This is a genomic window from Tenacibaculum sp. 190130A14a, assembly GCF_964048965.1.
In the GTDB taxonomy this organism is placed as follows: domain Bacteria; phylum Bacteroidota; class Bacteroidia; order Flavobacteriales; family Flavobacteriaceae; genus Polaribacter; species Polaribacter polynesiense.
Genome location: NZ_OZ040189.1, coordinates 594992 through 616801 on the forward strand (window position 1 = coordinate 594992; position 21810 = coordinate 616801).

Annotated in this window: 19 protein-coding genes; 11 read left to right on the top strand and 8 right to left on the bottom strand. The window is 31.2% G+C overall.

Annotated elements, in window-relative coordinates; all coding sequences use genetic code 11:
* The first annotated feature begins 96 nt into the window (after positions 1-96).
* The 5 genes from surE to ABNT22_RS02940 are packed head-to-tail and all read left to right on the top strand — an operon-like array spanning position 97 to position 3249.
* Complete coding sequence (gene surE, locus ABNT22_RS02920; RefSeq protein WP_348716340.1) at positions 97-867, top strand: 5'/3'-nucleotidase SurE; 771 nt, start codon at positions 97-99, stop codon at positions 865-867.
* Entirely contained in the window at positions 855-1145 is a 291-nt protein-coding gene (locus ABNT22_RS02925; RefSeq protein WP_348716341.1) for a hypothetical protein, read from the top strand. The genes surE and ABNT22_RS02925 overlap by 13 nt, the downstream gene beginning before the upstream one ends.
* 12 nt (positions 1146-1157) lie before the next feature.
* Entirely contained in the window at positions 1158-2267 is a 1110-nt protein-coding gene (lpxB, locus tag ABNT22_RS02930; protein WP_348716343.1) for a lipid-A-disaccharide synthase, read from the top strand.
* 3 nt (positions 2268-2270) lie between these two features.
* Positions 2271-2768 carry a C40 family peptidase gene (locus tag ABNT22_RS02935; RefSeq protein ID WP_348716345.1) on the top strand — a complete coding sequence of 166 codons (498 nt, stop codon included), beginning with the start codon at positions 2271-2273 and terminating at the stop codon, positions 2766-2768.
* Between the two features lies 1 nt (position 2769).
* Complete coding sequence (locus ABNT22_RS02940; RefSeq protein WP_348716347.1) at positions 2770-3249, top strand: C40 family peptidase; 480 nt, start codon at positions 2770-2772, stop codon at positions 3247-3249.
* Positions 3250-3251: 2 nt separating this feature from the next.
* Here ABNT22_RS02940 and ABNT22_RS02945 read toward each other — a convergent pair whose 3' ends face one another.
* From ABNT22_RS02945 to secDF, 4 genes are all read right to left on the bottom strand, one after another.
* On the bottom strand, positions 3252-5675 hold the full coding sequence (locus tag ABNT22_RS02945) for a T9SS type B sorting domain-containing protein (protein WP_348716349.1): 2424 nt from the start codon (positions 5673-5675) through the stop codon (positions 3252-3254).
* A 257-nt stretch (positions 5676-5932) separates the two neighbouring features.
* Positions 5933-6922, bottom strand: coding sequence for a GTPase ObgE (gene obgE / locus ABNT22_RS02950; protein ID WP_348716350.1), 990 nt, complete (start codon positions 6920-6922; stop codon positions 5933-5935).
* 76 nt (positions 6923-6998) lie between these two features.
* Complete coding sequence (locus ABNT22_RS02955; RefSeq protein WP_348716352.1) at positions 6999-8117, bottom strand: adenylate kinase; 1119 nt, start codon at positions 8115-8117, stop codon at positions 6999-7001.
* A 94-nt stretch (positions 8118-8211) separates the two neighbouring features.
* The gene (secDF, locus tag ABNT22_RS02960) at positions 8212-11214 is read right to left on the bottom strand and encodes a protein translocase subunit SecDF (protein WP_348716354.1); all 3003 of its coding nucleotides are present in this window, start codon (positions 11212-11214) and stop codon (positions 8212-8214) included.
* A 207-nt stretch (positions 11215-11421) separates the two neighbouring features.
* Between secDF and ABNT22_RS02965 the strand changes: the two genes are divergently transcribed.
* From ABNT22_RS02965 to ABNT22_RS02985, 5 genes are all read left to right on the top strand, one after another.
* Positions 11422-13098, top strand: a complete 1677-nt coding sequence (locus ABNT22_RS02965; RefSeq protein WP_348716355.1) for a formate--tetrahydrofolate ligase — start codon at positions 11422-11424, stop codon at positions 13096-13098.
* A 340-nt stretch (positions 13099-13438) separates the two neighbouring features.
* Positions 13439-14743 (top strand): site-specific integrase, encoded by a 1305-nt coding sequence (locus tag ABNT22_RS02970; protein ID WP_348716356.1) that lies wholly within the window; start codon positions 13439-13441, stop codon positions 14741-14743.
* Positions 14743-15609, top strand: coding sequence for a hypothetical protein (locus ABNT22_RS02975; RefSeq protein WP_348716357.1), 867 nt, complete (start codon positions 14743-14745; stop codon positions 15607-15609). Before ABNT22_RS02970 ends, ABNT22_RS02975 begins: the two co-directional genes overlap by 1 nt.
* 162 nt (positions 15610-15771) lie before the next feature.
* Positions 15772-16119 carry a helix-turn-helix domain-containing protein gene (locus ABNT22_RS02980; protein WP_348716358.1) on the top strand — a complete coding sequence of 116 codons (348 nt, stop codon included), beginning with the start codon at positions 15772-15774 and terminating at the stop codon, positions 16117-16119.
* A complete protein-coding gene (locus tag ABNT22_RS02985; protein WP_348716360.1) occupies positions 16103-17038 on the top strand; it encodes a hypothetical protein in 936 nt (311 codons plus the stop codon). The genes ABNT22_RS02980 and ABNT22_RS02985 overlap by 17 nt, the downstream gene beginning before the upstream one ends.
* 93 nt (positions 17039-17131) lie before the next feature.
* Here ABNT22_RS02985 and ABNT22_RS02990 read toward each other — a convergent pair whose 3' ends face one another.
* The 3 genes from ABNT22_RS02990 to ABNT22_RS03000 all read right to left on the bottom strand — a co-directional run bounded on the left by ABNT22_RS02990 (position 17132) and on the right by ABNT22_RS03000 (position 19285).
* Complete coding sequence (locus tag ABNT22_RS02990; protein WP_348716362.1) at positions 17132-17527, bottom strand: hypothetical protein; 396 nt, start codon at positions 17525-17527, stop codon at positions 17132-17134.
* Positions 17499-18260 carry an N-formylglutamate amidohydrolase gene (locus ABNT22_RS02995; RefSeq protein ID WP_348716364.1) on the bottom strand — a complete coding sequence of 254 codons (762 nt, stop codon included), beginning with the start codon at positions 18258-18260 and terminating at the stop codon, positions 17499-17501. Before ABNT22_RS02995 ends, ABNT22_RS02990 begins: the two co-directional genes overlap by 29 nt.
* Before the next feature lie 173 nt (positions 18261-18433).
* Positions 18434-19285: a hypothetical protein gene (locus tag ABNT22_RS03000; RefSeq protein WP_348716366.1), complete on the bottom strand. Its 852-nt coding sequence runs from the start codon at positions 19283-19285 to the stop codon at positions 18434-18436.
* A 94-nt stretch (positions 19286-19379) separates the two neighbouring features.
* On the opposite strand from ABNT22_RS03000, the gene ABNT22_RS18385 reads away from it, so the two are divergent.
* Entirely contained in the window at positions 19380-19604 is a 225-nt protein-coding gene (locus ABNT22_RS18385) for a helix-turn-helix domain-containing protein (RefSeq protein WP_348716368.1), read from the top strand.
* Positions 19605-19607: 3 nt separating this feature from the next.
* On the opposite strand, the gene ABNT22_RS03005 is transcribed toward ABNT22_RS18385, so the two are convergent.
* Positions 19608-21680, bottom strand: coding sequence for a hypothetical protein (locus ABNT22_RS03005; protein WP_348716370.1), 2073 nt, complete (start codon positions 21678-21680; stop codon positions 19608-19610).
* Positions 21681-21810 lie beyond the last annotated feature (130 nt).

Below are 21810 nucleotides of genomic sequence, written 5' to 3' on the forward strand. Positions count from 1 at the left end.
TACAAGATTACGGATTATTAGATTGAATCTATCTTTATGAAATGTTAAAAAAAATCTCCGTTTTTTGTGTTACATTTGTTAGAAAACTAAGATACTATGCAAGAAAGACCATTGATATTGGTTACGAACGATGATGGAATCACTGCTCCAGGAATTCGAATGTTAATTGAAATAATGAATAAAATAGGAGATGTAGTAGTAGTTGCTCCAGACAGTCCGCAAAGTGGAATGGGACATGCAATTACAGTGAACAATGTATTGCATTGTAATCCTATTACAATTGATGAAGGTCCGCAATTAGAATACAGCTGTTCGGGAACTCCAGCAGATTGTGTAAAAATGGCAAAAAATGAAATTTTGAATCGTGTACCAGATTTATGTGTTTCTGGAATTAATCACGGGGCAAATTCATCTATAAATGTTATTTATTCAGGAACCATGAGTGCTGCCGTTGAAGCAGGTATTGAAGGGATTCCTGCAATTGGTTTTTCATTACTAGATTTCGATTGGCATGCTGATTTTAGAGCAGCTAAAAAGTTTATAGAAAAAATTACATTGAACGTATTATTGAATGGTTTACCAGAAGGCGTTGTTTTAAATGTGAACATTCCAAAGTTAAAGGAAAATGACATTAAAGGAATACGTGTTTGTAGACAAGCAAATGGATATTGGAAAGAGGATTTTGATAAACGTAAGAGTCCTTTTGGAAAGGAGTATTACTGGCTTTCTGGAGAGTTTGTAAATAGAGATAAAGGTCAAGATACCGATATTTGGGCTTTGGAAAATGGGTATATTTCGGTGGTGCCAGTTCAGTTTGATATGACGGCACATCATGCAATTCAAAAATTAAATTCATGGGAATTATAAGAAAAGAAATAGCCATAGGTTTTTTGGTGTCACTTTTTGCTACGGTATGTGGAATGTTTATTTACTTAGAATATATTTCAGATACTAATAGTCTTTCTGAAACTCTTAGAAAAATAAAAGAAGGAGGCGTTTTAGGAACTGTCATCGCACTGTCTGCGATTCCTAATTTATTTGTATTCTTTATTTTTCTAAAGAAGAATCAAGATTATAGAGCAAGAGGAGTGTTATTAGGAACTATTTTTATAGCCTTGATAACCTTGTTAGTTAAGTTTTTTTAGTAGGATAGTTCAATGAAATATTACATTTTAGCAGGAGAAGCATCGGGAGATTTGCATGGGTCAAACTTAATGAAGGCTATGTATAAAGAAGATCCAAAAGCAGATATACGTTTTTGGGGAGGAGACTTGATGGAGTCTGTTGGAGGTACTTTGGTGAAACACTATAAAGAACGTGCTTTTATGGGGTTTGTTGAGGTGTTGATGAATCTTCGTAAAATCTTAGGGATGATTTCTTTTTGCAAAAAAGACATCGCTGAGTTTAAGCCAGATGTATTAATTCTAATTGATAATTCTGGATTTAATCTTCGTATTGCTAAATGGGCTAAAGAAAATGGTATCCGTACCAATTACTATATTTCACCGCAAGTATGGGCAAGTAGAGCAGGAAGGGTTAAGAGTATCAAAAGAGACGTTGATGAAATGTTTGTTATTCTTCCTTTTGAAAAAGAGTTCTACCAAAAGTATAATTATGATGTTCATTTTGTTGGGCATCCGTTAATTGATGGAATTGCAGGTAGAGCACAAATAGATGAAGAAGTTTTTCGAAAGGAGTATGATTTAGGAGATAAAGATATCATAGCCTTATTGCCAGGAAGTAGAAAGCAAGAAATAACAAAAATGCTTTCAGTAATGTTGTCTTTAGTAGATGATTTTCCAGAGTATCAATTTGTTGTTGGTGGAGCACCTAGTCAGTCAGAAGCTTTTTATAAAGAGTTTATCAAGGGTAAAAATGTAAAACTTATTAGTAATAAAACGTACGATTTACTGAGTATTTCTTATGCTGCTTTAGTAGGTTCGGGAACAGCAACGCTAGAAACAGCTTTGTTTAAAGTACCCCAAGTAGTTTGTTATAAAGGAAGTAATATTTCCTATCAAATAGCAAAACGAATTATTACGTTAGAATATATTTCATTGGTGAATTTGATCATGGATAAACCTGTGGTAACTGAATTAATTCAGAATGATTTTAATACACAAAGTTTAAAGTTAGAATTAACTAAAATACTTGAAGAAGAACATAGGGAAGATTTATTTTTAGCCTATTTTGAATTAGAACAAAAGTTAGGAGGAAAAGGAGCTTCTGAAAAAACTGCAAAACTGATTGTTGAAGGAATTAAATAGCTTATGATAAAAAAACTACTCTTTATATTTTTATGCTCTTTTATAATGATTTCTTGTGGATCATCAAAAAATGTAGCATCTTCAAAACCGTCCAAAGCAAAAACTAAAAAAAAGGTAACTATTGCCGATAAAATTGTTTGGACAGCGGTTTCTTACAAAGGTGTTCCTTACAAGTTTGGAGGAATGACAAAAAGAGGAATGGATTGCTCAGGATTAATTCATACTTCTTTTAAACAACGTAATGTGAATTTGCCAAGAACTTCTCGTGAAATGTATGCGAAAGGGTATGATATTCCTTTAAAGAAAGTACAACGAGGAGACTTATTGTTTTTTAAGACCGCAAGGAAAAAAGGAAAGGTAAATCATGTTGGTTTGGTAACTTCAGTTAAAAATGGAGATATTCATTTTATTCATTCTACTAGTTCAAGAGGTGTAATTGTTACTTCACTTTGGCAAAAGTATTGGAGAAAGGCTTTTATCAAAGCTAAACGGGTTTTATAGTATGAATAAAAGACTTCTTTTACTGATACTTATTGTTGGGTTTATCGTATTTCGTTTTATAAACCAAGGAGAGGAAGAAGTAAAAGAAGAGCATACTAAAGTAACTCAGATTATTTCCTTGGCCAATTCATACAAAGGAGTTGCTTATAGAGCAGGAGGTACTACCAAAAGAGGAATGGATTGTTCTGGATTGGTTACTACCGTTTTTAGAGCTTTTGATATGCAACTGCCTCGCTCTTCTGCTTTGATGAGCAGAGAAGGAGAGGAGATCTCATTAGAGGAGGTTAGAGAAGGAGATTTGCTGTTTTTTGACATTGCCCGTTTAAAAGGAAATATTAACCATGTAGGATTGGTAACTTCCATAGAAAAAGGAAATATCTTATTTATTCATTCTACAACCTCCAGAGGAGTGATCACTACTTCTATTAACGAACCTTATTGGAAAGAGGCGTTTGTAAAAGCAAAAAGAGTTCTTAACTAACTTTATTTTCGGATTAAAGAAAAATTGCCTTTTAAAACATTTCCATTTAACATTTCAGCTTTGTACCAATAATCATTAGAAGGCATTGGTTGTCCATTATAAGTTCCATCCCAACCAAGATCCAATTGATTTAATTCTACAAGTTTTGTTCCGAATCTGTTGTATATGGTTATTCTTTTTATTCCAAATTTATTATTGGTATTATTTGGCCAATAGTCATTGAGTGCATCATTATTTGGAGTAAAATAATTAGGGAATTCGGTTTGGTCAACAGGTTCTGGTTCTGAGCAATTCGAAGCGATTAATCGAAAAGTAGTTGTTTTAAAGCAATTAGGGTTTGCCTTATTAATAAGTTTAACCGTAATAACTTCTTCATTAGGAATGGAGTTGGTATAGTTGGTGGTTATTGGAATTTGATTATTGTTGTGATCATAAAAATCTACCACTAAATTACTTGTAGTGTTTAAAATATTTTCTTGATACTTTAAAAGATTGAATTCAGTAAACCCGTCATTATTATCATCGCAATTTTGAATGTTATCAATGGTTACATTTGGAACTGAAGAAACAATTAATTTAAAGGATGTAGTGTTATAACAGCTCGGAGCATCTTTAGTAGAAACCTTTACAGTTATGATTTCTTCATTAGGAATTATATTAATATATGCTTCAGGAAGCGGCTGCGGAATAGATGTACCGTTCCCATCAAGAAAATCTAAAACAAACTCACTGTTTTGATTTAATAACTCATTTGCTTTTTCTAATAAATTAAAACTAGCTTTATTATCGTTGTTATCATCACATGCTATAACGTCGGTTAAAGGAGTAATTGCTATGGAAGCGTTCGTAACGGTTAGATGAATTATTTTTACTTCGGTGCAATTAGCGTTGTTGGTTAACGTACAGGTATAAATTCCGGCATTTAGGTTGGTTATGTTTGAAAGTGTTGGATTTTGCAGAGTACTGGTAAAATTTTCTGGCCCTGACCATTTAAATGAATGACCAGAAGGTGCGGTGAGTTTTAAATCTTGACCTTCGCAAACGGTAATTCTCTCTAAGTTTGGAGGATTATAAGTAGAGGAAGATGTATTCTTAAATTTTAAAAACCAATAATCCCATTTTCCATTTGAGTTTTCAGTTTTATCTCCTGAAACATTTGATGTTGACCACCCTCCTAAAACATAAGATTCATCTGGAGCTTGAATAACAGCCATTAATTGATCAGTATCTGTTCCTCCTAAGGTTTTTTCCCATTCAATTATACCATCTTTATTAAGTTTAACCAACCAGTAATCTCTATCACCAACAGATTTTTCGGTTTTGTAAGCAGATATGTCAGAGGATGACATACTTCCTATAATAATACCTTTGTCTTTAGTTTCTTGAATATTACCAACCCATTCAGTACTCTCTCCTCCAATGGTTTTGTCCCAAATAATATTTCCGTCATCATTAATTTTTACTAGCCAAACGTCAGTGGAAATACATATAGAATTTTCAGTTTTCTCTCCAGAAATGTTCGAAGCAGCATCACCTCCAATAATGTAGTTTCCATCAGAAGTTGGTATGATGGATTGCGCATAATCTCCATTATCACCTCCAATTGTTTTGTCCCAAATAATATTTCCTGAATCATCAATTTTTATAATCCAATAGTCTCCTCCGAAACCTCTAGAATTTTCAGATTTTTCTCCAGATATGTTTGACATAGAGGAAGCGGCTAATATATAACCACCGTTGTTGGCTTTTGTAAGGGATTTTAAATAGTCAATATCATTACCTCCAAACGTTTTTTGCCATTCAATATCTCCATTGGCATCTGTTTTAATAATCCAAACGTCATTTTTTCCTCTTGAATTTTCTGTTTTATCTCCTGAAATATCAGAATAAGATTCTCCACCCATTAAAAAGCCACCATCATCTGTTTCTATGATAGACCAAAGCCTGTCAATTCCATTACCTCCGTAAGTTCGGTCCCAAATTATGTTTCTATTTGAATCGAGACGAACCACCCAGTAGTCAAAACTTCCTCTTGAGTTTTCAGATTTTTCTCCTGATATATTCGAGCTGCTATAACCACCAATAATGTAACCTCCATCTTTGGTTTGTTTTGTTTTAGTTGCTGTGTCGCTTGAATTACCTCCAATAGTTTTTTGCCATAATATAGTTCCAGTACTATTGTCAATTTTGGTAATCCAAAAATCATTTATACCTCTTGAGTTTTCTGTTTTGTCTCCTGAAATATTGGATTGAGAATAACCCCCTAAAATGTAATTGCCATCATTGGTGAGTTCAATTGAAGAAAGGTATTCATAATTAGATCCTCCTATTGTGTTTTGCCATACAATGCTTTGAGAGAAAACAGTGGTAAGATTGCACAATGTTAGTAGGAAGAATAGGCAATTTTTAATGCGATTGTTTCCCATTTACTTTTTCATAAAATTTAGGACAAATATAAGTAAACAATTAAAAAATGATGAGTTAAAACAATAGTTCTGTTTTATATGAATTGGATGGTATGAGGGAGGTTGTAGAATCTTTTGTTGTAAAGCAGAAAGATCAGGTTAAAGAATTGGAGTGTTTAAAATTATATCTTCTTTTTGTTTTTAATCATGGTATAAAAAGAAATAAAAAAGCAACCTCTGTAGAGATTGCTTTTAAAGTATTTTGAATTGGAGGGTACTTAGTTTAACATCCCCCACAGTTTGTCTTTTAATTCCATTAAACCTTGTTGTGCTACAGAAGAGATAAATAAAGCTTGGATGCCTTCAGGTAAATCTTGTTTGATTTCTTCTTTTAATTCATCGTCTAACATGTCCGATTTAGAAATAGCTAATAAACGCTCTTTATCTAATAATTCTGGATTGTGTTTACGAAGTTCGTTTAATAGAATTTCGTATTCTTTCTTAATATCATCACTATCTGCAGGAACCAAGAATAGTAACAACGAATTACGTTCAATATGACGTAAAAAGTAATGTCCTAATCCTTTTCCTTCAGAAGCTCCTTCGATAATTCCAGGAATATCTGCCATTACAAAACTTTGATGATTACGATATTCTACAATTCCTAAATTAGGTTTTAACGTAGTAAAAGCATAATCGGCAATCTTAGGTTTTGCAGCAGTTAAAACAGATAATAAAGTTGATTTTCCTGCATTTGGGAATCCTACCAAACCAACATCTGCTAAGATTTTTAATTCAATACGATACCATCCTTCTTTTCCTTCAATACCTGGTTGTGCATAACGTGGTGTTTGATTGGTTGGAGATTTGAAGTGCCAGTTTCCTTTTCCTCCTTTTCCTCCTTCTAGTAAAATAACATCTTCATCGTGTTCTGTTACTTCAAAGAGAATTTCATCTGTGTCTGCATCTCTAAAGATAGTTCCTAAAGGTACAGGAATTACAATATCTGCACCATCACTACCAGTACTTCTACTAGATCCTCCATCACCACCATGCTCTGCTTTAAAATGACGTTTGAATTTTAAATGGAAAAGAGTCCACATACTTTTATCTCCACGTACTACTACATGTCCTCCACGGCCACCATCTCCACCATCAGGACCTCCTTTTGCTACAAACTTTTCACGGTGTAAGTGAGCAGAACCTCTACCTCCTTTACCAGAAGCCGCATGGATTTTAATATAATCGACAAAATTTCCTTCAGTCATTTTCTTTTAATTTAAAGCTCATAAAAATAAGCTTAGTTGTTATGGTAAAACTCTCGTGTTAATGGGAGTTTATAATTTATAATTCATCAAATACGTCTGATAAACGATTGGTGATATCTTCAATACTACCTACTCCGTCAACTCCAAAGTAATTGTTTTGAGCTTGGTAGAAATCTTTTAAAATTGCTGTTTTAGTATTGTATTCGTTAAAACGGTTTCTAATTTTTTCTTCATCAGTATCGTCAGAACGTCCACTAGTTTTTCCTCTTTCTAAAATACGAGCTACTAATAAATCTTCTGGCACTTCTAAAGCTACCATTCCATTAATACGCTCTCCTTTTTCAGCTAAGAAAGTATCTAAAGCTGCCGCTTGAGATTCTGTACGAGGAAAACCGTCAAAGATAAACCCAGCTACTCCTTCGTTTTTGTTTACTTCAGCTTTTAGCATGTTAATAGTTACTTCGTCTGGTACTAAATCTCCAGCATCGATGTATGTCTTTGCTAAAAGTCCTAATTCAGTTTCATTTTTTATATTATAACGGAATACATCTCCAGTTGAAATATGTACTAAGTTGTACTTATCTTTTAAAATTTCAGCTTGGGTTCCTTTTCCGGCACCAGGAGGGCCAAATAATACAATATTCTTCATTTTGGGTTGTGATGTTAATTGATAAATAGCGGGTAAATTTCTTCCGTAACCGTCATAGTCTAAACCATAACCTACAATAAACTTGTCTTCAATACTCTTTCCAACATAGTTAATGTTCAGCTCTTTTTTATACACATCTGGTTTAAAGAACAAACTCACTATTTTAAGTTCTTTTACGTTTTGACTTTTAAAAATTTCGTAGATTTCTTGCAATGTCGTACCAGTATCTATGATGTCTTCTAAGATAATTACTGTACGTCCTGCTAAATCTTCATTAATACCAATTAGTTTCTTTACTTTATCAGAAGAACTCGTTCCTTCATAAGAAGCTAACTTTACAAAGCTCATTTCACAGGCACCTTTGTACTCTCGTAAAAAGTCTGCAGCAAATACAAAACAACCATTTAAAATACCCACAAAAAAAGGTATTTCATCTTTAGGTAAATCGTTTTGAACTTGTTGTGCTAGGGATTTTACTATGGTAGAGATTTCACTTTCAGAAAGGAACTCTTTAAAGTACAGGTCGTGGAGTTTTGTAATTTTCATCTGATTTTCAAAATGCAAAGATAACTTGTTGTTATGAAATGAAAAAACCGTTTTGAATTATATTCAAAACGGTTTAAATACCTATAAATAAGGTTTATTCTTTATCTTCTTTCTTCGTAGTATCAAACATAACTGGAGTAGCTACAAATAAAGATGAATATGTACCTACTGCAACCCCTACGATTAATGCGAACATAAATCCTTTAATACTATCTCCTCCGAAGAAGAAAATAGCTAACATTACTAATAATGTTGTTAAAGAGGTGTTGATTGTTCTACCTAAAGTACTGCTTAATGCTTTGTCTACTAAACTAGCACTAAACGATTTGCTGTTACCAGCGTACTCACGAATTCTATCGAAAATTACCACGGTATCATTCAGCGAGTATCCAACTACCGTTAAGATGGCTGCGATAAATGATTGTCCAATTTCCATATCGAAAGGCATTACTTTGTATAATAAAGAGAATACTCCTAATACCACTAATACATCGTGGAATACTGCTGCTACTGCACCAATAGAGAAAGACATTTTTCTAAATCTTAATAAGATGTATAAGAATACTACGATTAACGATCCTAATACTGCCCAAATAGCGGCTTGTTTAATATCATCTGCAATAGTAGGTTCTACTTTCATATAACTCATAATTCCATTTCCAGCTTTTTCAAAACCTGGCTTAAAGTTTTCATAAGTAGTATCTCCTAAATATTGCTTTAATCCGTTATATAATGCAGTTTGTACTTCATTATCAACTTCTTTACTTTCTTCGTCAATTCTAAACGCAGTGGTAATTTTTAATTGGTTATCTGAACCAAAAGTTTTAACCTCAGGAGCATTGTTTCCAAAAGCAGCTTTTAAGTTAGCAGCAACTTCATTCGCTTTCATTGGTTGATCAAAACGAACTACATAAGAACGACCTCCTTTAAAGTCAACTCCTTGCTTTAATCCTAACGTTAACATAGAAACTAATCCTACTGCGATAAAGAATCCAGATACGATATAAGCTAACTTACGTTTCTTTAAGAACTCGATGTTAATATTCTTAAACCAGTTTTTAGAGAAGTTTGTATTGAATGGTAAAGCAGAACCTTTTTCTACAGCACCGTCAATAAATAAACGTGTAATAAAAACAGCTGTAAATAATGAAGTAGCAATACCAATCATTAATGTTAAAGCGAAACCTTTAATAGGCCCTGTTCCAAATACATATAAGATAACCCCTGTTAATAAGGTAGTAATGTTTGCATCAATAATTGCAGATAATGCTCCTTTGATACTAAATCCTTCATCAACTGCTTCTCCTAAGCTTTTTCCTCCGCCTAATGCTTCTTTAATTCTTTCGAAGATAATTACGTTTGCATCTACAGACATACCAATTGTTAAGATAATACCTGCAATACCTGGTAATGTTAATACCGAGTTGAATGATGCTAAAATTCCGAAAATAAATAAGATGTTTACCACTAAAGCAACGTTTGCATATAAACCTGCTTTACCGTAGTATAAGAACATCCATACTAATACTAAGATGATAGCTAATCCGAACGACCATAAACTTGCGTTGATAGACTCTTGTCCTAAAGAAGGTCCAACAACCTCTGCTTGAATCATACGAGCTGGAGCTGGTAATTTACCTGCTTTTAATACTGTTGCAATATCTTTAGCTTCGTTAACAGTCATTAACCCTCCAGAAATCTGAGTACTACCATTTAAAATAGGTTCGTTTACAGATGGAGCAGTATAAACATAATCATCTAATACAACTGCTACGAATTTTCCAGCATTTTCAGTACTCATTTTAGCCCACTTCTTTGTTCCGTTACTGTTCATTAACATAGAAACTACTGGCTCAGATGGTCTTGTTGGGTGGAAATCTTGACGCGCATCAGCAATTACATCACCATCAATAGGTGCTTTATCTTTTCTGTTAGATTTGATAGCATATAACTTAAGCATTTCAAATAACTCAACATCTTGGTTTTGCGCATTTCTTTCTGGAGTAAAAGGCTTGTAATCCCATAAGAACTTCGCATAACGTAAGTTGTTTGGTAATAAAGCTCTAATGTCTTTATTTTTTAATAAGCTGTTTACTTTTGCAGTATCTGCAACCCTAGCATATCCAACTGTAGAACTTACTTGTTGAAGATTTGGTTGTAAATATGTAAATAACATTTTTTGCTCTGCTGCATCTTTAGATTCATCAGATTCACCTAATAAATCGTCAATACTATCTGCCTTTGTAGAGTCTTTTGCTTCTGTAGCTTCTTCAGCAGCGTCATCCTTTAATAATTCAATAGACTTTGCATTTGCTACTTGGAAGAACTGTACTAAGTCAGCATTTGTAAATACTTCCCAGAACTGTAATTCTGCAGTACTTTGTAATAAGTTCTCTACACGATCAATATCTTTTGCTCCTGGTAATTCTACTTGAATTCTACCTGAAGTTCCAATTCTTTGAATGTTTGGTTGAACTACCCCGAATTTATCAATACGGCTACGTAATACTTCAAAAGCAGTGTTGATAGAAGAGTTGATTTCTTCTTGTAAAGTCGATTTAACCTGCTCATTTGTTTTGTTGAAGTCTATTTTTTCACGTAAAGCTTTTGTTCCGAAAATGCTAGGGTCACTTAATTTAATACTTCCTTTGCTTGCTTTTTCGAACTCACTGTAGAATAAATCTAAGTAATTCTCTTGACTGTCTTTTTGTGCTTCATCAGCTTTCGCTAAAGCTTCTTTAAACACAGTGTTTTGAGAATCGTTAGACAATCCTATTAAGATGTCTTTTACAGAAACCTGTAAAATTGCATTAATACCCCCTTTTAAATCAAGACCAAGGTTCATTTCTTTCTCCCTGATGTCGTTGTAAGAGTACTGTGCAAATCCTAAGTTTACTACCTCTTTGTTGGCAACACTGTCTAAATATTTTCTTTCAAATCTAGCTAATGTTCTACCATCATTGTCTGGTACATTCTTTTTTGCGTATGCCTTGGCACTGTCTTCTACCTTGTTGGCGAAAAACGTGAAAGACAACTGATAAATACTTACTAAACCGAATAGAATAGCAAATAATTTAATTAATCCTTTGTTTTGCATTGTAAATAATTTAAATCGACTTTATTTTTAAAAAACGTGCAAATATAGGGTTTCAGCTAAAGAAAAGCGAATTCTTTTAACATATTTATCTCTTTCCTACAGAATTATGCAATTTTTAATAACAAATGGTCAAAATCATGGCAATTATATTGCGTATATTTACCTGCTTTTTTTTACAATAAAACAAACAATTTAAAAAGGATATTCATGGCACATTTAACAGATATAGAAATTGCCCAAGCGAAAGAATTAAAACATATAAAATACGTTGCTCAAAAATTAAGTATTGCTGAAGATGATCTTGAAATGTATGGTAAGTACAAAGCAAAATTACCTTTAGATTTAATTGATGAAGATAAAGTTAAAGAAAACAATCTAGTTTTGGTAACTGCGTTAACACCAACACCAGCTGGAGAAGGAAAAACAACAGTTTCTATCGGATTAACAGAAGGATTGAATAAAGTAGGTAAGCAAGCTACAGTAGTATTGCGTGAACCTTCTTTAGGACCTGTTTTTGGTATCAAAGGTGGAGCTGCTGGTGGAGGATATTCGCAGGTAGTACCAATGGAGGATATCAATTTGCACTTTACAGGAGATTTTAATGCAGTTGAAAAGGCCAATAATTTACTGTCTGCTTTGATAGATAACAACCTACAGAGCAAAGAGAATAATTTGAATATTGATCCACGTACCATATTATGGAAGCGTGTAATTGACATGAACGATCGTTCGTTGCGTCAAATAACCATCGGATTAGGAGGTACAGCCAATGGAATTCCGCGTGAAGATGGATTCAATATTACACCTGCCTCTGAGGTAATGGCGATTTTATGTATGGCGACTTCTTTTGATAATTTAAAAGAACGTTTAGGAAATATCTTTATCGGATTTACTTTTGATAAGAAACCAGTTTTTGCACGTGATTTAAAAGCACAAGATGCCATGGCTATTTTATTAAAAGACGCTATCAAACCAAACTTAGTACAAACCTTAGAAGAGAACCCTGCGATTATTCATGGAGGACCTTTTGCAAACATTGCACAAGGAACCAATACGATTATTGCTACAAAAATGGGATTGTCTTTATCTAATTATGTTGTTACAGAAGCTGGATTTGGAGCCGATTTAGGTGCAGAGAAGTTTTTAAATATCAAATCACAATATGCAGGATTGAATCCGAAGGCTGTGGTATTAGTTGCAACGATTAGAGCTCTACGTCATCATGGAGGATCTCCAAAAGAGGAATACAATACACCAAGTTTAGCACGTGTGCAAGAAGGATTTAAAAACCTAGAAAAGCACATTGAGAACATTCGAAAGTATGCTATTGAGCCTGTAGTAGCGATCAATTCATTTATTTCTGATTCTGAAGAAGAAGTAAACTTTGTAATTGATGCTTGTGCAAACCTAGGAGTAAAAGCAGTAGTATCTCGTGGATGGGCAAAAGGAGGTGAAGGAACCAAAGAATTGGCAAATGCGGTGGTAGATGTAGTTGAAAACAAAGCGACGCAGTTTAAGCCGTTGTATGCATGGGAGAGCCCAGTAAAAGAAAAGATTGAAACTATTGCCAAAGAAATTTACGGAGCATTAAACGTAGAATACAGTAAAAAAGCACAATTAAACTTACGTAGAATAGACCGATTAGGATTTAATGATTTTGCGGTTTGTATGGCGAAAACACAAAAATCTTTTTCAGATAATGATAAGTTAATCGGAAGACCAGAAGGATTTACAGTAACGGTAAGAGAAATTGAAATTGCTGCAGGAGCACAGTTTATCATTCCTATTTTAGGAAAAATGATGCGTATGCCGGGGTTACCAGCAAAACCTGCTTCTGAAAACATGACCATTGATAACAAAGGAGTTATTTCTGGATTGTCTTAAGAAACAATAACATTTATAAATTTAAAAACCAGCATATTTGTGCTGGTTTTTTTATGTTTTAAGGAATGAGATTTAGGGTAAGTGTTTTGTTAAGAGATATATAAAAACAAAAAAGCCTCACAAAAAGTGAAGCTTTAAAGGTGGTCCCACATGGACTAAGTGTTTTTAATCTTGATTGAACATTGTTGCTCTTAATTCGTTATTATACCTGTTGTTTTTGTTGACTTTATAGATTTTACAAGTATAATAATAATTATTGATATTTATAATTGTATGGCTTAAGTTGTATCTTTTGTTGTCACTTTTTTAATAAATCCTTATATTTGATAAAATTGAAATTATGTCAAATTCTCAGAGAACAAAAGGGCAAAATATACGTTTCAGGTTAAAGTCATCTCAAAAAGAGTTGAAGCCTATATATTTGGATTTGTCCTTAGGAAGAGGAAAGAGGTTTAGGTATTCAATTGGATATTCTGTAAATCCAAAGTATTGGAATGAACAAAAAGAAAGGGTAAAAAATGCTGTGATGGTAAGCAACTCTAATGAGATTAATGATAGGATTTCGGATATAGAATCTGAATTATTTGGATTTATAGCAAAGTGTGATTCTCAGCAAATACAAATTAATAAAGAGTTGTTGAAAGAGTGTTTAGATGTTTTTTTAAAAAAAGTTGAGCTTAAAGAGGAGAAAGAATACGATTTGTTGACCTATGGTAGAAAGTATGTTGACTTGAAAGAAAAAGAGTTGGGTAATAGTGGGGGAGTTAAAAAGTATAAACAGACCTTAAGGTTACTTGAAGATTTCCAAAAGGATTTAGGTTACAAATTAAGTTTTAAAAATATTGATAACGAGTTTTATTCTGAATTTGTGGATTTTTTGAATACTAAAGAGCATTCAAGAGATACAGGTTATGCAACAAACAGTATCGGAAAGCATATAAAAACAATAAAAACTTTTATGAATTCCTCATTAGAACAAGAGTTACATACGAACTTTAAGTTTAAAAAATTTAAGGTATTAGTAGAGGAGACAACAGCAATTTATTTAACTGAAGAAGAATTGCAGAAAATGTTAGACCTTGATTTATCTAAAAAACCTAAACTTGAATTAGCAAGAGATATTTTTATTATAGGATGTGAAATTGGTCAAAGAATTAGTGATTATTCTGATATGCAAAAACATGAGATAGTAAATCATAAAAAAGAAAAGTATATTAAAATAAAACAGGAGAAGACTGATAAACAAGTATTGTGTAGAATTACTGAAGTAATAGAGGATATAATGAATAAGAGATATAATGGAAGTCTTCCTCCTAAAATATCTCATCCATTATTAAATAGTAGAATTAAAGAGGTTGGTGAATTAGCAGAAGTCAATAGTGAAGTTAATTTTGAACGTACCCAAGGAGGGATTGGAGTAGTGAAGAAAATGTCTAAATTCGATTTAATAATGGGGCATACTGCTCGTAGAACATTTTGTACTTTGAAGTATATGGGAGGTGTTCCTATAAATGATATTATGGAATTGAGTGGTCATAGTTCAATTAAAGAATTTATGAAGTATATTAGAAACCCAAAAGAAGAAAGAGTTTCAATGATTACAAATACCGAAGCTTTTAGAAAATCATCCTTAAAAGTTAGTTAATGTTATTTAGTGAAAGTGTTATAGAAGAAAACCCTGAAGGGTACCTAACAAATGTTTTTTCGATAAAGTCTGATTTAGGTCTTTCGTATTTTGTGTTTATTAATTATAATGCTGATAGGAGTGCGAATTCTAAATATACAACTCTTGAGGAATCGAACCCTGAATTGTATTCTGAATTAAAAGAAGGGGAGTTTGTGACTAAATTTACCAATAAACTTAAAGAATTTTATATAGAAGGGTTATTTCAATATTATCAATCAATAAACTTTGATGAAGTAGAAATTAATAGATTCATAAAAGAGTTTAATTCTTTTAAAAATGAAATTATGAGTAATCAATTTAAAGGCGATATTACTTTTTCTCAAACTTATATAGATGTTGTGATAAGTGAGGTGAATATTTTGATTTCACGTATTTCAGAAATGAACGCTGCTTCGGAAAAAGACATTACTTCAGAAAAAGACACTATTTTAATTAAAAGCACTAAATCTGCTAATAATTCTTTTTTTACGCTAAATGACGGTATAAAGATTTCGTTTGTAGATTTAAGAAATTCATTAATAACAAGAGGATGTCTTGAAAAGTCCATTAAAGCAGTTACATTGGAAAATGTGTTCGATGATTATCATGATGGTAAGCAAAAACAAATTAATTGGATTGGTAGTAAAAATAAATTAGGTTTGTTTATTAAGTTACTTAAGGATAAAAAAATAATTACTGATGGTCAACCCTTCCTTATTGCAAAAAAAACTTTTTTAATTAAGGATGAAAAGATAACTACATTGACACCTCCTAAAAAAGAAGATTCAAAGAATTATTACAATAGTTTTGAGAAGATGCTCGATAATCATACGACTTCTACATAATTTTAATTTTTAAGGGGTTTTATTTTAATTTTAGACTTCTACTGTTTCTCCTGTGTTTAGATAATACTTCCCCCTCGCTTTTCCCCTTGTTATTTAAAAAGAACTGATTTTTAAGTTTTTGCTCACCTTAGATTTGTAGTAGAAATTTTAAATTATTTTTTTATGACAAAAGTTTTATTAAAAAGAAAAACAGGGGATGTTTTATCTCAAATATGGGATTTTTACAGTGATTTATTGGTTGATAAACTAATTGATAGGTTAGAAGGAAGAAATCATGCTTTACAAACGATTGAAGTTTCGTGTAGAGAAAAAGAAGAAGAGGAGGATAAACTTCTTTCGGTTCAAGATGTTTGTCAAATTTTTGGAGTTACGAGAGGTACTCTTAATAATTGGCGAAAGTTAGGTTATTTTAAACCTGATACTAAAGTAGGAAGGAGTCCTCGTTATAAAATGAGTTCTGTTCAAAGTTTTATTAATTCTAAAAATGAAAGTTATGATAGATTTAATTAAAATATACTTTGAAAATAAGGAAGAGATGGAGGATTGTGTTAAATCAAGGAAATTTAGAGGGCTGCATTCTAAATATTTTTATAATACCGATACATTAACTTATCCTATAAGAGCGGAACTTGATAATCTTAAACTGAATGTTACTGATAAAAGTGCAAGTATAGAGAATTCAATACATAAATATTTTAATAGTGTTTTTGGTAAGGGCGTTCAAAATTATAATGATTTTAGTTATTGCGATTTTATTCAGGCTTGTAAAGATTTAGAGGCTAAGTTAGGGTTGTCTTTTGAAGGTACTTATTTAACAAGGTTTGAATTTGGATTTAATATCAAGTTGGATTTTGACCCTACAGATTTTATCGAAGATAATGTGTTAATGTATAATTACAATGCACCTTGTTATGACCCAAAGTACAAGAGAAGAGAGAAGATTATAAAATTCTCATTGAGAGAATATGAGATAAAAATTTACAATAAATCTTTACAGTATGGGCTAAAGGAAGATGATGCTAATATTCTTAGGGTAGAAGTAAAGTATAAATCAAGAAGATTAATTCAAAAAATGGGGATATATAACATTAAAGATTTATACAATAAATCTGTACTCAATAATGTATATAATGATTTTATGAATAAGATAGAAAAAATTATTATTGTTGATGATTATAAAGGGAGCTTAAAAATGGATGCTAAGGAAAAAGATTTCTTTATCAAATGCACGAATCCAAATTATTGGATTGATTTAAGAAAAAACTATTCTAAAAATGTAAAAAACTTACACAAAAAAAGATTTTTAAAGTTAGTAGATAAATATCATTTAAGTAAAAAAAGAAATTATGTGTTAGAAAAGTTTAAATCTAAATTTGAAGAGTTAATGTTTTGTAGTAATAATTACTTTGAAAATCAATTAATTGCATAGAGGTGGGAAAAATCAACTATTGTAATAACATGAAAAGTAGTAAAATGAATTCAAGAGTAGAGTTTTTAATATAAGAGACCTAAGATATAAAGCTTAGGTCTTTTTATTTATCCTTTCATCAACATCATTGCTGAATTCTATCATTTTAGTTTCATTTAAATATTCTATTACTACCCTGTTTTGATGGAATTTCTTCATCAGAAAAACGGTCAGTTTTTCAATATAATTCTTTAGAGTATTTTCCTTTGTTGGAAATTTTGGATAGTTAATGAACTCTAATTTTAAATGTTTTTCTCTTTGATTGTTTAAAACTATTAACGAATCTATTACTGAACAACTCAAATAAAATTCTTCTTCTAACATGAGTTTCTTTTGATATTCAGAAATAGACTCCAATATTTCATTCTTTTGTATTGGCTTTTGAGAATACCCATACTCCAAACCAATATTTACAATTGCCTTAAAAGATTTTATTGTAGTTATCTTCATAATAAACAGCGTTCATAAGACTAATAAATTCTTGTGTTACTGATTTTATTTCCTCAAAATCTTTAGATTTAGTGTTGGTTTTATCTTCTAAATACAGCTTCCTATTAATCTCTAACATAATTGAACTAACTCTTTTGTCTTTTTGATAAAAATTCATTGGAACAATAGACCCACTATAAGGTTCGTCAACACCAAGACTAAAGCCTTTTGACTTAAAAAAGTCAATTGAAGCATCTATGAGTTTTTTAGGAGTATGAAAACTATCTGTTCCAATGTTAAAATCAGGACGATTTAAGATTTTGTTTAAATCTCTTTTTAAAGGTGTATCAGGAAAAGAATGACAATCAATAATTAATGACTGTCCGAATTCTTTTAACTCTCTTAAAACAGCTTTATTTAGGTCTGAATGATGTTTCCAATAATAGCTTGTAAGAATATTTTCTCTCAACTCCTCAGTAACGTTTCGGATTGGTCTTCCATCATCACTTTTCTCATATAATACACCCATTCCATACTTGAACATTACTTCCTTAGAATTATCTGAAAATCTTTCAGTATCACAGAATATTCTTGAAAAATCTGCTTTTACAGATTCCCAATTCTTAGATTCAAATAACTCATCGGTGTACCAATCTGTTAATTTTAAAACTTCTTGACTTAACTCATCTTTAGAAATAATAAATCCATCTTTATTTGGGAACTTAATTGAAGAGTGCGGAATGTGTAAAATCATTTTTTGCCCTGAATTTCTCGTATTTTCGTTTCTAAATATTTTCTTTCAGAAATAATCTTTTCTATGTCTTTGACTCTTTGCTTTTCAGATTTTTTTAAGTCATCATATCTCATGTAGAAATATATTGCTGCATAAAATAATATTCCAAAAACAAAAGCTATCATTGGTAGTCTTTAATCAATTAAATTTCTCTTCTTTAGTTCTTTAAAAAACTTATCACATTCATCTCCTTTAAAACTCATTCTATAAATCAAATCATCTACAAATGTATCATTGATGAATTTAAAATTTACACTACTCGATTCCATTTCTGAATGCCCATTAGAAAATATTTCTTGTGAAAACTTGCTATCAGATTTAATATCCTTGAATAAATAATCTATTTGTTCTGTTTTAACAATTTCATTGTTTTCATTCAACAAATCTATAGTTATTTCGTAAGCTCCATAAGGAACATTGTATTTAGATTTGTTTCCAAGCAGTATAGAACCACCGACTCCCCCATAAGAGTTTTTTGTGAGATTATTTTGAATCTTAATATTATCGAGAATATGCTTTCTCAATACTAATTTATTGAACTTAAAGACTTTTTTAGCATCATTACACTTTTCTTCTATCAGCACGTCATTTACATCATTGATATTAAGGCAACCTGTTTTTTTAGCAAAATCAAATATTTTACTATCGAATAAAGGAGAAAGACCTTTTGTTGATTCTATGTATAAATGACCTTTATTTCTAATAATATTAAATAAAACCATCCTCTCTTTTCCTTTATCTCCTATGTTTACATAAGCTTTAAATCTATTTGGTTCTTCTACAATGTTTTCAATATTAAAATTCTCTATAGTAATGTGACTATCCAACTTTTTAAGATTCGGGTACGTTTTAATAGCTTCTTTGTGATTTTGAAGTTTTAACTCATATAAGAAGTTTTTAAGCAAAAGCTCAGCATCACTTTTATTAAAACCTTTGTTACAGCTACATAGAACAATAAGTAAAACAGATGTAAATAGTCTTTTCATAGAAATACTTTAAAAGAATAACAAATCTAATAAAAATTTCAAATATAGGATTATACGCCTATATTAATTATTCAGGAATTCCACAATTTTGAATGTGGAAGAGTCAGAAAAAAAAGAGTTTCTAATTTTATTCGGAAAAAACTTCCGCAAAATCCGTAAATCCAAAAATTACTCCCAAGCAAAATTAGCCATAGATATTGATTCGGATGTTTCCCATATAAGTAGAATTGAAAGGGGTTTAACCAACACTACTGTAATTAAGTTAAAAGAAGTTTCTAAAGTTTTATCAATTCCTGTAGAGGAGTTTTTTAACTTTTAATATTTATAGATTGTTAATTCCTAAAGCCTTAAAAAACACATCATGCCTTTTTTCGGCAAAATCTACCAAATGATTATAGTCTATAACTTCAAAGTATAAATTAAGCTCAGGATTAACTTTATACAAAGTCCCATGTGGAGTCTTCTTAAAGCCATTTCTTTTAATGTTGTAATTGATTAAGTCTTTATGTAAATCACAAACAATATAACCAAATTTAGGAGTCTCATCTTCTAAATTGATATAATTACCTTTTGAATTTTTTGCTTTAGATTCTCCTAATTTTTCAAAATACATATCCAATTGATAATCTAATCGTTTATCATTTGTTGTATTCATGTCCCTTCCTGGTCTTTTAAACTCAAATAACACCATTGAATTTATGTTATTTGGGTTATCAGAATAAGCCATAGGAACATCGTATATAAATAAATCAGGTTCTCTCTGACTTGAAGATTCTAATTCAGTGTTAGACCTTAATTGTTTGTCAGATGCAGTAAAGGAATGAAAAGTTAATCTTTCGTCTAATAACCACAAATTATGATAATCATCAGGCATACTATTGGTGTCAGCTCCCATGGTGAAAATTATATTATGCAAATCCTCTTCTAACATATAGTTTCCTTCATCTCTCCATTCTAAATATTTTTTAAATAGCTTAATGATAGATTTACGCTTTATCATTAAGTCAGCTAATTTATCTTTAGAAAAAGAAGCTTCTTCTCTTAAGACATTGTGGACAATTTTGCCAAACTCATCTTTGTCGTACTTTCTTTTTTTGAATAATTTATTAAAAGCTTTTTCTCTTTTCTGTTCTAATTTAAAAGAAACTTCATGAAGTCTTGCTTCTAACAGGTCATCACTTGCATTTATAGGAATATCGTTGAAAGCATTCTCTATCGAGAGTAAATGCTTATATCTTAGCCTTGGTTTCTTTTCATCAAGGATATAACTTTTGATTCTAACGTTTTTCTCTTTTTCAGCTTCCTTAATAAAATCTGAATACGTGTCTTTTACCTTGTTTGCTAAACCTTTGCACAGCCCCTCTAACGAAATCCCATCATGTTCTTGCAATTTATCATCTTTATCAGGGAAACTAAATCTATTTCTCTGAGGTAGAGCTTTTTCATCTAAGAACTCACTTGTTACATATAGAGAAATATGAAATTTTTTATTTTCATCATCATGAAGTTCTTTAAAAGATGGAATGTACTTAGTTAAGGTTTTTTTATCTCCTACTTGTCTATTATTAGCACATAAGTGTATTGAATGAGATTGTACTCCGTTATAATTTTTTATATAATTAAGTGTAAATTCTCTATCTAAATCAGATAACTGTACGTTTTTTTGTGTATCAGCTATATCAATAACTGTTCTATAAATATCATTTAATACTAAAGCCTCTTCGATACTCTCTCCATCATCTAATAAGTAAATAGTCGGAACTGTTTTATTTAAAAAATACAATAAGCAATGTTGTATTATACCTTCCGCTATATCTTTTTTAGATACTTTATTAGTGTTTATGTATTTAGCATATTGTTCCTTGTAATTATTTAGCTCTATTTGTGTGTAAATTTCTGAAGGTACTTTAGAGTTTGAATCTATATTTACCTTTTGTAACCCTTTTGAGTTGTCAAATCGTAATACTCGCCTTAATGTTGTTTTGTTTTCTAAATAATAACTATCAATATCCATACTACCGAAACAAGCCAATACCGTATATCTTCCTATTCCTTTGCATCCATGTTTAGTCGCTCCATAATCTGTATAAGGAGTTCTAAAAGCATCAAATCTATTGTTAATAAAACCTATTCCATTGTCTCTAACAGAAAACCCTATGATAGGGTTGTGTTTTTCTTCAATATCTTCTTCTCCAAAATTTAGTTTAGATTCATTTAATCTCTTTATTGATATTACTATTTTTCCATCATTGATATTGTCATTATCTATAATACTTTGTATAGAGTTTACAACTACTTCCTGTAAAGGAAGTAAATATTCCTCAGGTCTAATATCTATACTGCTTATTAGACCTTTAAAATGAACCTTTTGTTCAATAACCTCTATTCCATTCATAGTGTTTTAATCTTTTATCCTACAAAAATATTATTATAGACTATAAAACTAAGCTATTTAATATAAAATACATAATTCTTTAATAGCAATAAACCTGATATTAAAAAGTCTAAATTAATAATCAACCTTT

Bases quoted from the DNA above. Each gene is read 5' to 3' on its own strand.
- ABNT22_RS02955 (WP_348716352.1), bottom strand. From the start codon at position 8,117: ATGAAAATTACAAAACTCCACGACCTGTACTTTAAAGAGTTCCTTTCT.
- obgE (WP_348716350.1), bottom strand. From the start codon at position 6,922: ATGACTGAAGGAAATTTTGTCGATTATATTAAAATCCATGCGGCTTCT.
- lpxB (WP_348716343.1), top strand. From the start codon at position 1,158: ATGAAATATTACATTTTAGCAGGAGAAGCATCGGGAGATTTGCATGGG.
- ABNT22_RS02980 (WP_348716358.1), top strand. From the start codon at position 15,772: ATGACAAAAGTTTTATTAAAAAGAAAAACAGGGGATGTTTTATCTCAA.
- ABNT22_RS02940 (WP_348716347.1), top strand. From the start codon at position 2,770: ATGAATAAAAGACTTCTTTTACTGATACTTATTGTTGGGTTTATCGTA.
- ABNT22_RS02985 (WP_348716360.1), top strand. From the start codon at position 16,103: ATGATAGATTTAATTAAAATATACTTTGAAAATAAGGAAGAGATGGAG.
- surE (WP_348716340.1), top strand. From the start codon at position 97: ATGCAAGAAAGACCATTGATATTGGTTACGAACGATGATGGAATCACT.
- ABNT22_RS02935 (WP_348716345.1), top strand. From the start codon at position 2,271: ATGATAAAAAAACTACTCTTTATATTTTTATGCTCTTTTATAATGATT.
- ABNT22_RS03005 (WP_348716370.1), bottom strand. From the start codon at position 21,680: ATGAATGGAATAGAGGTTATTGAACAAAAGGTTCATTTTAAAGGTCTA.
- ABNT22_RS02970 (WP_348716356.1), top strand. From the start codon at position 13,439: ATGTCAAATTCTCAGAGAACAAAAGGGCAAAATATACGTTTCAGGTTA.
- ABNT22_RS02975 (WP_348716357.1), top strand. From the start codon at position 14,743: ATGTTATTTAGTGAAAGTGTTATAGAAGAAAACCCTGAAGGGTACCTA.
- ABNT22_RS02925 (WP_348716341.1), top strand. From the start codon at position 855: ATGGGAATTATAAGAAAAGAAATAGCCATAGGTTTTTTGGTGTCACTT.
- ABNT22_RS02990 (WP_348716362.1), bottom strand. From the start codon at position 17,527: ATGAAGATAACTACAATAAAATCTTTTAAGGCAATTGTAAATATTGGT.
- ABNT22_RS02995 (WP_348716364.1), bottom strand. From the start codon at position 18,260: ATGATTTTACACATTCCGCACTCTTCAATTAAGTTCCCAAATAAAGAT.
- secDF (WP_348716354.1), bottom strand. From the start codon at position 11,214: ATGCAAAACAAAGGATTAATTAAATTATTTGCTATTCTATTCGGTTTA.
- ABNT22_RS02945 (WP_348716349.1), bottom strand. From the start codon at position 5,675: ATGGGAAACAATCGCATTAAAAATTGCCTATTCTTCCTACTAACATTG.
- ABNT22_RS02965 (WP_348716355.1), top strand. From the start codon at position 11,422: ATGGCACATTTAACAGATATAGAAATTGCCCAAGCGAAAGAATTAAAA.
- ABNT22_RS03000 (WP_348716366.1), bottom strand. From the start codon at position 19,285: ATGAAAAGACTATTTACATCTGTTTTACTTATTGTTCTATGTAGCTGT.